Below are 11,846 nucleotides of genomic sequence, written 5' to 3'. Positions count from 1 at the left end.
TCAAAGCCCCGTTCGGGGCGAGAGCATGACGTACAGCTGGCTGATGGCGACGTTGACGATCATCAACAGCAGGATCGCCTCGACGACGGCGGCGTTGACCGAATTAGCGACTCCAGTCGGGCCGCCCTTGGTGGACAATCCCTTCTGGCTCGACACGATGGCCACGATGGCGCCGAACACGACCGCCTTCAGCAGCGCCAGGATCATGTCACCCGTAGTCGCGAACGACGCGAACGTCGACACGAAACTGCCGGGCGTCCCGTCCTGGAAATACACGTTGAACATGTAGCTGGCGAAGAAGCCGACGAAGCACACGACGCCGGTGAGGGCCACGCCGATCATCACCGCCGCGGCCAGGCGCGGGACGACCAGGCGACGGATCACCGATACCCCCATCACCTCCATCGCAGCGGTCTCTTCGCGCATGGTTCGCGAGCCCAGGTCGGCGGTGATGGCCGACCCGACGGCCGACGCCATCAGCACCGCGGCCACCAGCGACGCTCCTTGCCGGATGACGGCGAGTCCGCTGGCCGCGCCGGCCAGCGAGGTGGCACCCACCTGACCGGCGAGCAACGCGAACTGGATGGACAGCGTCACGCTGATCGGCAGCGACACCAGAATGGTCGGCAATACCGCGGTCCCGGCCATGAATGCGCCTTGGCGGACGAACTCCTGCCATTGAAATCGGCCGGTGACGAGGTCGATGAAGAAATACTGGATGGTCCGTACGCCGAGAACGAATTGCTCGCCGACCGTGGTCAGGGACGCGAGCGGGTGACGCTTGAGGTACCCGGTGGACCAGTCCCGGATGGCGATGACGCCGTCAACTTCATTCGTCATTCTGGCGCGACTAGCGCTTCGCAGAGCAAACTGAAGTTATCAGTCATCACGATGGACTATCGTCTGCATCGAAGCTTTTCCCTACCTCACCATCAGGCAGTCGAGAGGCGGACTCCGGGGTCTGTCAGTGCATTTTCGAAATTATTTGATGGTTCGCTGTCGGAAAATTGCTGCTCATCGCTTAGTTCTCCGTCAGGGTAGCCTACCTGATAGGGACTTTCAATAGTGTAGAGTCACTCATCTAGGTTCGTCTTTGGACGGCATCGTGGGATCGTAACGTTCGGATTGACGGAGGCGAAGGCATGCCCTCAGCAAACACCGGTTCGTTGCGGGACCGACGCCGCGCAGAATTGCTTTCGCAGATCCATAGGACCGCGCACCAGCTTTTTGCCGAACGCGGTTTCGAGGCGGTGACGACCGAGGACATTGCCGCGGCTGCCGGCATATCGATCAGCACATATTTCCGGTACGCGCCCACCAAAGAAGGTCTTCTGATCGCTCCCGTGCGCGAGGCGAGTGCCGAGTCTGTTGGCTTGTACGGCGCGAGACCGTCTGACGAATCGGCGGTCGAGGCGTTGATACAGCTCGCCGTCGCCCGTGCCCAAGAAATCAGTGAGGTCGAGGACTTGGATACGTGGCGTCAGGCGGTCGCTGCTGCGCCTCACTTGTTGAGTCAATCGATGCTGGTCAGCGAATCCGATCTGCTTGAGTTCATCGAGCAGGTGGCCGCTCGCATGGGTGTCGATGCAGAGGTTGACATCCGGCCGGCGCTGCTGGTTCATACCAGCGTGGCCACGGTCAAATTCGTGCTCGATCGCTGGCTGGCCTCCGATGTCAGCGCGAGCCCGCCCTTTCACGTCGAGTTGGAAGATGCGCTGCGCATCGCGCTCGCCGGATTTGACTGAGAGCGAAGCAATCTGGTGATTGACCAGTAGGTGAGCCGAAACCGCCGTGACTTCGCCGGTCGGCGCATGGAACAATCGCTGGCCGTGAAGACCTTTGAGGAGCTGTTCGCCGAGCTCGGCGAGCGTGCCCGCACCCGACCGGCAGGCAGTGCGACCGTCGCCGCGCTCGACGGCGGTATCCACGGGCTGGGCAAGAAGATCCTCGAGGAGGCCGGCGAGGTGTGGCTGGCCGCCGAGCACGAACCCGACGAGGCGCTGGCCGAGGAGATCAGCCAGCTGCTCTACTGGACGCAGGTGCTGATGGTTGCGCGCGGCCTGTCCCTCGACGACGTCTATCGGAAGCTGTGAGCATGTTGCGGGTCGCGGTTCCCAACAAGGGGACGCTGAGCGAGCCGGCCTCCGAAATCCTTTCGGAGGCCGGCTACCGGCGACGCACCGATTCCAAGGACCTCACCGTCATCGACCGTGTCAACCATGTCGAGTTCTTTTTCCTGCGGCCCAAAGACATTGCCATCTACGTCGGTTCCGGCGAGCTAGATTTCGGGATCACCGGACGGGATCTGGTGCTCGATTCCGATGCGCCGGTGCGCGAATGCCTGGCGCTGGGTTTCGGATCGTCCAGCTTCCGGTATGCCGGTCCCGCCGGCCGGGAGTGGACGACGGCGGATCTGGCCGGCAAGCGGATTGCCACCGCCTACCCGAATCTGGTTCGAAAAGATCTGGCAGACAGGGGAATTGAAGCCACCGTCATCAGACTCGACGGTGCGGTGGAGATCTCGATCCAGCTCGGGGTGGCCGATGCCATCGCCGACGTGGTGGGGTCGGGACGCACGCTGAGCCTGCATGACCTGGAAGCATTCGGTGACCCGCTGTGCGATTCGGAAGCCGTGCTGATCGAGCGCGTCGACGCGGCCGGCCACGGCGCGGCGCAGGCGGCCCGCGATCAGCTGGTCGCCCGGATTCAGGGGGTGGTGTTCGGGCAGCAGTACCTGATGCTGGACTACGACTGCCCGCGCTCGGTGCTCGACAAGGCCACGTCGATCACGCCGGGGCTGGAATCACCGACCATCGCCCCGCTCGCCGACCCGGACTGGGTCGCGATCCGCGCGTTGGTGCCGCGCCGGGGCGTCAACGAAGTCATGGACGAGCTGGCCGCCATCGGGGCGAAAGCAATCCTGGCTTCTGACATCAGATTTTGTCGATTCTGATCGTGTTTTGACGTCACGCCTGTGTTAGCGTCCGCCGTAGCGGGACTGCCTGCGTGACGGGAGGGCTGTCCCCCGACCGTCGACGGGCTATTCGTCCCCAGGAGGTTTCCGTGACACACGTACTCATCGTGCTGCTGGCATTGCTTATTGGTGTTGTCGCCGGGTTGCGTTCCCTGACGGCTCCCGCCGTGGTGGCGTGGGCGGCCACCCCCGCGGTTCTCGGCTGGATCGATCTCAGTCACACCTGGGCGTCCTGGTTGGGCAACACGATCACGGTCGTGATCTTGACGGTTCTGGCCATCGCCGAACTCGTCACCGACAAGCTGCCCAAGACGCCGCCGCGTACGTCGCCGCCCGCGTTCGGCGCTCGGCTGCTGATGGGTGGGTTAGCCGGCGCGGCCCTCGGCGCCTGGCCGCACTGGACCTTCACCGCGCTGGGTGCCGGCGTGATCGGCGCGGCGCTCGGCACCCTCGGCGGGTATCACGCCCGCAAGCGGCTGGTCGCCGCTCGCGGGGGGCAGGACCTGCCGATCGCGCTGTTGGAGGACGCCGTCGCGATTCTGGGCGGGTTCGCAATTCTCGCCGTCACGCACCACGTCCTTTTGGACTACGTCGTGTCGGGCGTTAAGTGACAAGGCATTTCGACGCGATCATCATTGGAGCGGGCCAGGCCGGGCCCCCACTTGCGGGGCGGTTGGCGGCGGCCGGGCAGAGCGTCGCGGTAGTCGAGCGCAAACTGATCGGCGGCACCTGCGTCAACAACGGCTGTATTCCGACCAAGACGCTGGTGGCCAGCGCGCACGCCGCGCACCTGGCCCGGCGCGGCACCGAATACGGCGTCGCGACCGGCTCTATCACCGTGAACCTGGGGAAAGTCAAGGCGCGCAAAGACGGCATCATGCTCGCCGACCGCGAGGGCGTCGAGAACTGGCTACAGGGTATGAACGGCTGCACTGTCTTTCGCGGCCACGCCCGTCTCGAGGATCCGCATACCGTGCGGGTCGCCTCTCAAGCAGGAGAAGACATCCTGCACGCCGATCGGATCTTCCTCAACGTCGGCGGCCGTGCCGTCGTCCCCGACATCCCGGGGCTATCCGAGGTTGACTACCTCACCAACGTGTCCATCCTCGAACTCGACACCCTGCCGCACCATCTGGTCATCGTCGGCGGCAGCTACATCGCGCTGGAGTTCGCCCAGATGTACCGGCGCTTCGGTGCCCAGGTGACCGTGGTCGAACGGGGCCCGCGGCTCGCGCCCCGCGAGGACGAGGATGTTTCGGCCGCGATCAGGCAGATCCTGGAGGGCGAGGGGATCGACATCGTCGTCGGCGCGGACGATGTCCGAATCAGCAAGAGCGACAAGGGATTCAACCTCACCCCTGCCGTCGGTGCCGTACCTGTCGAGGGGGATCGGCTGCTGCTGGCGGTGGGACGGCGCCCCAACACCGACGACCTGGGTCTCGAGGCCGCCGGGGTGCAGACCGACCCGCGCGGCTACATCGTGGTCGACGATCAGCTCAAGACCAGCGTGGACCACATCTGGGCGATGGGCGATTGCAACGGCAAAGGCGCGTTCACCCACACCTCCTACAACGACTTCGAGATCGTGGCCGCCAATCTGCTCGATGACGACCCGCGCCGGGTCAGCGACCGCATCACCACCTACGCCCTCTACATCGATCCGCCGCTCGGACGCGCCGGAATGACCGTCGGCGAGGTTCGCAAGTCGGGTCGCAAGGCGCTGGTGGGCAAGCGGCCGATGACCAGGGTCGGCCGAGCGGTGGAAAAGGGTGAGACGCAAGGCTTCATGCAGGTCGTGGTCGACGCCGACACCCACGAGATCCTGGGGGCGGCCATCCTCGGAGTTGGTGGCGACGAGGCGATCCATTGCATTCTTGACGTTATGTCGGCCAAGGCGCCCTACACGACGCTGTCGCGCACGATGCACATTCATCCCACCGTCAGCGAATTGATTCCCACCATGCTGCAGGAGATGTCGCCGCTGCAGTAGTCGGGGGATTACGCGGCCGGCTCGGTCGGGTGCGAAACAGCTTCTGCGCGTGGACGATCCGGCCAGCCGGGGTAGGGCGGCGGCGTCCCGCCGAAACTCGGGCACAGGCTCTGGTGCGGGCACCAGTCGCACAAGCGCGACGGATGCGGGCGGAAATCGCCTGTCGCACCGGCAGATTGGATGGCGCGCCAGATCGCCATCAGAGTGCGCTCGAAGCGCAGCAGCTCGTCGTGCTCGGGTGAGTAGTCCAGGACCTGGCCGTCGGCCAGGTAGATGAGCCGCAGCCGGGTCGGCAGCACGCCGCGGGACCGCAGCAGCGCCACCGCGTAGAACTTCATCTGGAACATCGCCTTGAACTCGGCCTGCGCCCGGGCTTCCGGCGGGGCCTTGCCGGTCTTGTAGTCGACCACCCGCAGCTCGCCGGTCGTGGCGACGTCGATGCGGTCGATGAAGCCGCGCAGCAGCGTGCCGTCGGCAAGCTCGACCTCGACCCGCTGTTCGCAGCACTGCGGGTCGAATCGGGTGGGGTCTTCCAGGCGGTAGTAGCCGGCCAGCAGCGCGCGGGCCTCGTCGAGCAGCTGGACCCGCACCTCCGCCTCGAGCTCCGCGGCCAGGCCGGGTTCGGCGGTGAGCACCTGTTCCCACGCGGGCTCCACCAGCAAGTTGGCCGTCTCGGGCCCCCGCGACGCGGCGGGCAGGCCGTACAACCGCTCCAACGCCGCGTGCACCACCGATCCGCGCAGCTGCGCGGTCGACGGCGGTTCGGGCAGCCGATCGATCGCCCGGAAGCGGTACAGCAACGGGCACTGCTTGAAGTCCGCCGCCCGCGACGGAGACAGCGCAGGCCGTGCGCGTTCCTGCGGCTGGTCGGTCATTCTCGCAGCCTATGACCGGGTACCGACAACCCCGAACACCCGCCCCGGCGAGTCGGCTGGCACGCTAGACGCCGTGCCCGCAACCGGCCCCTTCACTGTTGGCGAACGCGTCCAGTTCACCGACGCCAAGGGCCGCCACTACACGTTCGAGTTGACGCCCGGAGCCGAGTTCCACACCCATCGCGGCGCGGTCGCCCACGACGACGTGATCGGGCTGGACGAGGGCAGCGTGATCAAATCCAGCAGCGGATCGCCGTTCCTGGTGCTGCGCCCGCTGCTGGTGGACTACATCATGTCGATGCCGCGGGGCCCGCAGGTGATCTACCCGAAGGACGCCGCCCAGATTGTGCACGAGGGCGACATCTTCCCCGGCGCCCGGGTGCTGGAGGCCGGAGCCGGATCGGGCGCGTTGACTTGCTCGCTGCTGCGCGCCGTCGGGCCGCAGGGCAAGGTCGTCTCCTACGAGCTGCGCGACGACCACGCCGTGCACGCTCAGCGCAATGTGTCGGTGTTCTTCGGCCAGGCGCCCGACAACTGGCGGCTGATCATCGGCGACGTCGGGGATTCCGAGCTGCCCGACGGGTCGTTCGACCGGGCGATCCTGGACATGCTCGCCCCCTGGGACGTGCTCGAGGCCGTCGCCCGACTGCTGACGCCCGGCGGGGTGCTGATCATCTATGTCGCGACCGTCCCCCAGCTGTCGAAAGCCGTGGAGGCCCTGCGCGCGCAGCAGTGCTGGACCGAGCCGCGGTCGTGGGAGACGATCCAGCGCGGGTGGAACGTCGTCGGCCTGGCGGTGCGACCGCAGCACTCGATGCGGGGGCACACCGCGTTCTTGATCGCGACGCGCCGACTCGCGCCGGGCGTCGTCGCCCCGATGCCGTTGGGTCGCAAGCGACCGGGCAGGGACGGATGACGCCCCGCTAGTCGTCGCTGCGGATCAGCTAGCGCCGCACCGACAGCAGTTCGAACTCCGGATGCGCGGCGACCAACCTTTCGGCGGCGTCGAGGACATCGACCGCAGGGGCGCGATCACCGGAGACCACCGCCACGCCGATGCCCGCGCGCCGATACAGATCCTGTGCGCCGGTCTCGGCGGCCGAGACGCTCAACTTGCGCCGTAGCTCGGCGATGACGGGCCGGATCACCGAGCGCTTCTGTTTGAGCGATCGCACGTCGCCCAGCAGGACATCGCATTCCAGCCAGCCGATCCACATCTACGGCGGCGGGGCGGCGGTCGTGGGGGGCGCGGCAGCCGGCGGCGGTGGCACCGGGGGTGGCGGCGGCCCGGGCGGATTGGCCGGCGCCGGCGAGTTGCTGAGGGCTAGGAGCATTTCCGCGGTCCGGCGGGATAACTGCCAACCGCCCTGAAACGGCGTGAACTCCATGGGGAATGCGAACGAGCGGTTGTTCGGCTGGGCGGTGCCCACCCGGATCGTGGCCACCACGTTTGAGGGGTTCTTGTCCGACCACGCGATGTTGTCGGCCGCGAAGGTCATCGGCAGGTACCCGTTGTCACGCAGCGCGCTGATGAACTTGTCCAGGGTGCCCGCACTCTCCGGGGTGGCGCCCTCCACGAGGGCAACCTTGTTGGCGCCGGGGATGCCCGGGTCGGCAAGCCGGCTGAGGATGTCGGTCAGGGCCTGGGGCACCGGCAGCGGCGCCGTCGGCACGGCGGTGGCCACAATCGGACTCGGCGCGGGCGGCACCACGGACGAGCTAGCTGAAGCCGGGACACGAGGTTCGCTGTGCGAGCATCCCACGAGCCCGACGGCCCCCACCGCGGTGGCGACGATCAGTGCTGGGCGCAGGTGTCGGTGCATCCGCTCGGTCAGCCGGCCGGCGCGGCGGTCACGGCTTCCGGCTCGTGGTGATTCCTAGCGGCCGGGGGGCCAACGGGTGCAATGGAAGTCACATCCGGAAACATAGTGTTGATGACCGCGACGGCTGCTACGCCTGTGGCGAGGGCTTTTGCGGGCACGGGGTGTCCTTCCGGTGGTCTCAAATCGACGCCGAGGTTACCAGTGGGAGCAAAGACGCGACTTTTGATGGCTTTTGAGTTCACGCATGAACGGCCAATCGCCGGTAGCGTTGAAGCATCCACCGCATCACTTCGGGGCGGGAAAGGAGCGCGACATGGGTGACTCAGAGCGTTCTGAAGCATTCGGCATCAATCCTGAAACAGGCTTGTCCAGCGGCGATGCCGCCGAACTGGAAGAGCTGCGCCGAGAGGCCGCCGCGTTGCGCGAGCAACTCGAGCAGGCGGCCGGGGCGCAGGGTGGCACGCGCTCCGCGCGCGATGTCCATCAACTTGAGGCCCGTATCGACTCGCTGGCGGCCCGCAATTCCAAATTAATGGAAACTCTTAAAGAAGCCCGCCAACAACTGTTGGCGCTTCGAGAAGAAGTGGACCGGCTGGGGCAGCCGCCGAGCGGTTATGGAGTGCTGCTCGGTGCTCACGACGACGAGACGGTCGACGTGTTCACGTCGGGCCGCAAGATGCGACTCACGTGCTCGCCGAATATCGAAGTGTCGGCTTTGCGCAAAGGTCAGACCGTCCGCCTCAACGAGGCGCTCACCGTCGTCGAGGCCGGCACGTTCGAATCCGTCGGCGAGATCTCGACTTTGCGGGAGGTCCTCAACGACGGTCACCGGGCGCTCGTCGTCGGCCACGCCGACGAAGAACGCATCGTTTGGCTGGCCGAGCCGCTGGTGGCGGAGGACCTGCCGGAGGGCCACCCCGACGCGCTCAACGACGACAGCCGCCCGCGCAAGCTGCGCCCGGGCGACTCGTTGCTGGTCGACACCAAGGCGGGCTACGCCTTCGAACGCATCCCCAAGGCCGAGGTCGAGGACCTGGTGCTCGAAGAGGTGCCCGACGTCAGCTACCAGGACATCGGTGGCTTGACCCGCCAGATCGAGCAGATCCGCGACGCCGTCGAGCTGCCGTTCCTGCACAAGGAGCTCTACCGCGAATACGCGCTGCGCCCGCCCAAGGGCGTGCTGCTCTACGGCCCGCCCGGCTGCGGTAAGACGCTGATCGCCAAGGCGGTTGCCAATTCGCTGGCCAAGAAGATGGCCGAGGTGCGCGGTGACGATGCTCGCGAGGCCAAGTCCTACTTCCTGAACATCAAGGGCCCCGAGCTGCTGAACAAGTTCGTCGGCGAGACCGAGCGCCACATCCGGCTGATCTTCCAGCGGGCGCGGGAGAAGGCCTCCGAGGGCACGCCGGTGATCGTGTTCTTCGACGAGATGGACTCCATCTTCCGCACCCGTGGCACCGGCGTCTCCTCCGACGTCGAGACCACGGTGGTCCCGCAGCTACTCAGCGAGATCGACGGCGTGGAGGGGCTCGAGAACGTCATCGTGATCGGCGCCTCGAACCGCGAGGACATGATCGACCCCGCGATCCTGCGGCCCGGGCGTCTCGACGTCAAGATCAAGATCGAGCGGCCGGATGCCGAAGCGGCACAAGACATCTTCTCGAAGTACCTCGTCGAGACGTTGCCGGTGCACGCCGACGACCTCGCGGAGTTCGCGGGCGACCGCGGCGCCTGCATCCAAGCGATGATCGAAAAGGTCGTCGAGCGGATGTACGCCGAGATCGACGACAACCGGTTCCTGGAGGTCACCTACGCCAACGGTGACAAGGAAGTCATGTACTTCAAGGACTTCAACTCCGGGGCCATGATCCAGAACGTGGTCGACCGGGCGAAGAAGAACGCGATCAAGTCGGTGCTGGAGACCGGCCAACCGGGTCTGCGTATTCAGCATCTGCTCGACTCGATCGTCGACGAGTTCGCCGAGAACGAGGACCTGCCCAACACCACCAACCCCGACGACTGGGCGCGGATCTCGGGCAAGAAGGGCGAGCGGATCGTCTACATCCGCACGCTGGTCACCGGCAAGAGCTCGAGCGCGTCGCGGGCCATCGACACCGAATCGAACCTGGGCCAGTACCTCTAGGCGCTCGAAAGGTGCTCGAAAGGTACTCAAACCCGCAGCGGCTCAATCGAATTCGAGCGAGTAGCTGTTGGTCAGGTTGTCCTGCAGCACCTGGGCGGGCCGGGTCGTCGTGTCCACGCGCAGCGTCTCGGTCAGCACCCGCGGCGCATACGTCCAGCCTTCCGGTAGGTCGAGGCGGTCGGCCAGGCCCGGCAGGTCCGATCGCGACAGGTTGGGGTCGGCGACCTGGCTGAAGGTCTGCATGACCCAGCGCCGTCCTTGCGCGTCGACGAGTTCGTAGATCTCCTCGCCGGCGTTGAAGACGAAGACGGTGTTACGGCTGACCTCGTTGGCGAGATACGGCGCCGGGTTCATCGACGTCAGATCCACGGTGGCCTGCTTGATCATCTCGATGCCGCCGAAGGTCTTGGTCTCCTGCGGGCCCTGGGCGACTTTCTCGATGTCGTTCATCAGCCAGTAGCGCGGGCCGTTGAGTAACGCTGCAGCGGCACCGTTTTCGGCGGCGATGGCCTGCGGGTCCAGCGCGGACCACAGTTCGGCGGGGCATTCGTTGAGCGGGAAGCTGTTGTAGACGCTGGCTCGTGGGCCAGAGTCGGTGATCTCCACGAGAAGCACTTCGCCATAACGCTTTCCGGACAGGTCGGCCACTTGTTTACTCGCTTTCTGTTGAGGGGACGCCGCCGCGGTAGCGATTGCGGGCGGCCAGGGCAACGTGCAGGTCGTCGATCAGCGGGTCGAGGAACATGGCGCGGTACTCGGCGTCGTCGACTGCCCGGGCGCTGATGTACATGAACGTCAACGCGCCCAGGAACAGGCACATGTGAATCAGCGAATCCGGTACGGGCAGCGTCCATCCCAGTACCGTCGCGGTGCTGACCGAGGTGTGGGTCCATTCGTTGAGCAGCGACGGCGTCAGGATGATCAGGCCGAGAATGAGATACATCGTGGCCCCGACGAGGGCGACCACCAGGATCTCGACCAGCTGCGAGGCGGCCAGCAGGAAGACCGCATTGAGGCGCTCCGCCCTCGTCAGGGCCGAACCGGGCGACGGGTCGGCCATCGCGGCGAAGGGCGTCCCGGCGAGGCCCTCGTCGCCCCCGGGCAGCGAGGCCGTAGACCTGAGCAGCGGTCGCACCCGTTCCGCGGTCTTGGACACGACGAACGCCGCGGCGATGCCCACCAGGAAAACGATTGCCAGCGACAACCGCTGCCCGTTGATGGTGGCGGCCATCAGCCACACGTAGGTGTTGAAGAACACCAAGGCGGTCAGCAGCACGATCGGCAGGGCCCGGATCGCGAGCGTGCCCACCGTCGCCAGGTGTTCGAACGTCATGCGCACCGCCCACGCAAGCACCGACCCCACACCGGAACCGGTCAGCAGCAACACCAGGGCCAGGATCACCGCGTCGCGCGTCAGCTGGACCGGGCCGCTTTCGAAGACTCCGCAGGCGATCGTGAAAACCACCGCCAACGATGCGACCGCCGTGCGGGTGCGCGCGTTCGATATCCGCGACACCAGCCAGCCGAATAGGGCGGCCAGCGGCAGGGCGGCCGCCAGCATGCCCAGAATGACCCATTGCCTCGTCGTGGGCGTTCCGTCGATGAACACTTCGTGGCCGTCGCTGGTGAAGAACACGCTCAGCAGGCAGGCCTCGACGGTCGCCCACGCGGTCAGCATGGGAGACGACCGCGTCCACAGCCGCCGCCAGCGTCCCCGCCGGGTCAGGACCGAGGGCAGGCCGCGTTCCAGGAACCAGCTTTCGGCCGCGACGGTGACCGTTTTCGGGTGGCCCGCCGCGCGGCGCAGAGAGAGGTCCACAACGGGTCACCCTAGTGGTGCAACAACCGGTGCGCTGGGCGTTTGAAGATCGCTGCCGAGCTCCAGGCGTTGCACGAGAACTCATTTCAACCATCGGCCGGATGGGCACCACGAATTTGCGTGTGCCGAGGGCGGATGGCCCGCGCGGGTGGCGCCGTGCGCCGGCCGGCGCGGCACGGCCGGGTGGTTCGCCAAGCGCGGGCCGCCCGGAGGCTTGGAGTG

At 66.3% G+C, this 11,846-nt stretch carries 13 protein-coding genes; 7 read left to right on the top strand and 6 right to left on the bottom strand.

The genetic code is table 11. From position 1 onward, the window contains the following. Positions 1–840: an MlaE family ABC transporter permease gene (locus MSG_RS14825; RefSeq protein ID WP_096440755.1), complete on the bottom strand. Its 840-nt coding sequence runs from the start codon at positions 838–840 to the stop codon at positions 1–3. A gap of 302 nt (positions 841–1,142) precedes the next feature. On the opposite strand from MSG_RS14825, the gene MSG_RS14820 reads away from it, so the two are divergent. The 5 genes from MSG_RS14820 (at position 1,143) to MSG_RS14800 (ending at position 4,964) form a co-directional block, all read left to right on the top strand. Continuing rightward, entirely contained in the window at positions 1,143–1,745 is a 603-nt protein-coding gene (locus tag MSG_RS14820) for a TetR family transcriptional regulator (RefSeq protein ID WP_096440753.1), read from the top strand. 66 nt (positions 1,746–1,811) lie between these two features. Further along, positions 1,812–2,093, top strand: a complete 282-nt coding sequence (locus MSG_RS14815; RefSeq protein WP_096444527.1) for a phosphoribosyl-ATP diphosphatase — start codon at positions 1,812–1,814, stop codon at positions 2,091–2,093. A gap of 2 nt (positions 2,094–2,095) precedes the next feature. Continuing rightward, positions 2,096–2,953, top strand: a complete 858-nt coding sequence (hisG, locus tag MSG_RS14810; RefSeq protein ID WP_096440751.1) for an ATP phosphoribosyltransferase — start codon at positions 2,096–2,098, stop codon at positions 2,951–2,953. A 110-nt stretch (positions 2,954–3,063) separates the two neighbouring features. After that, entirely contained in the window at positions 3,064–3,585 is a 522-nt protein-coding gene (locus MSG_RS14805) for a DUF4126 domain-containing protein (RefSeq protein ID WP_181159246.1), read from the top strand. Further along, positions 3,582–4,964: an FAD-containing oxidoreductase gene (locus MSG_RS14800; protein ID WP_096440749.1), complete on the top strand. Its 1,383-nt coding sequence runs from the start codon at positions 3,582–3,584 to the stop codon at positions 4,962–4,964. Before MSG_RS14805 ends, MSG_RS14800 begins: the two co-directional genes overlap by 4 nt. An 8-nt stretch (positions 4,965–4,972) precedes the next feature. Here the strand turns inward: MSG_RS14800 and MSG_RS14795 are convergent, their stop codons facing one another. Next, positions 4,973–5,839 (bottom strand): RecB family exonuclease, encoded by an 867-nt coding sequence (locus tag MSG_RS14795; RefSeq protein ID WP_096440747.1) that lies wholly within the window; start codon positions 5,837–5,839, stop codon positions 4,973–4,975. A gap of 73 nt (positions 5,840–5,912) precedes the next feature. Here MSG_RS14795 and trmI point away from each other — a divergent pair, with 73 nt between their 5' ends. Continuing rightward, entirely contained in the window at positions 5,913–6,755 is an 843-nt protein-coding gene (gene trmI / locus MSG_RS14790) for a tRNA (adenine(58)-N(1))-methyltransferase TrmI (RefSeq protein WP_096440746.1), read from the top strand. Between the two features lie 28 nt (positions 6,756–6,783). Here the strand turns inward: trmI and MSG_RS14785 are convergent, their stop codons facing one another. Both MSG_RS14785 and MSG_RS14780 read right to left on the bottom strand, forming a co-directional pair. Continuing rightward, a complete protein-coding gene (locus MSG_RS14785; RefSeq protein WP_096440744.1) occupies positions 6,784–7,056 on the bottom strand; it encodes a DUF503 domain-containing protein in 273 nt (90 codons plus the stop codon). Beyond that, the gene (locus tag MSG_RS14780) at positions 7,057–7,662 is read right to left on the bottom strand and encodes a hypothetical protein (RefSeq protein ID WP_096440742.1); all 606 of its coding nucleotides are present in this window, start codon (positions 7,660–7,662) and stop codon (positions 7,057–7,059) included. It abuts the gene before it with no gap. A gap of 313 nt (positions 7,663–7,975) precedes the next feature. Here MSG_RS14780 and arc point away from each other — a divergent pair, with 313 nt between their 5' ends. After that, a complete protein-coding gene (arc, locus tag MSG_RS14775; RefSeq protein ID WP_096444523.1) occupies positions 7,976–9,805 on the top strand; it encodes a proteasome ATPase in 1,830 nt (609 codons plus the stop codon). A gap of 42 nt (positions 9,806–9,847) precedes the next feature. Here the strand turns inward: arc and MSG_RS14770 are convergent, their stop codons facing one another. Together MSG_RS14770 and MSG_RS14765 are read right to left on the bottom strand one after the other, a co-directional pair. Continuing rightward, positions 9,848–10,453 carry a hypothetical protein gene (locus tag MSG_RS14770; RefSeq protein ID WP_096440740.1) on the bottom strand — a complete coding sequence of 202 codons (606 nt, stop codon included), beginning with the start codon at positions 10,451–10,453 and terminating at the stop codon, positions 9,848–9,850. A gap of 4 nt (positions 10,454–10,457) precedes the next feature. Beyond that, positions 10,458–11,624 carry a hypothetical protein gene (locus tag MSG_RS14765; protein ID WP_096440738.1) on the bottom strand — a complete coding sequence of 389 codons (1,167 nt, stop codon included), beginning with the start codon at positions 11,622–11,624 and terminating at the stop codon, positions 10,458–10,460. Positions 11,625–11,846: the final 222 nt, after the last annotated feature.

Origin of the sequence: Mycobacterium shigaense (assembly GCF_002356315.1) — a bacterium.
Classification (GTDB): Bacteria; Actinomycetota; Actinomycetes; order Mycobacteriales; family Mycobacteriaceae; genus Mycobacterium; species Mycobacterium shigaense.
This window is presented reverse-complemented; position numbering and strand designations above follow the sequence as displayed.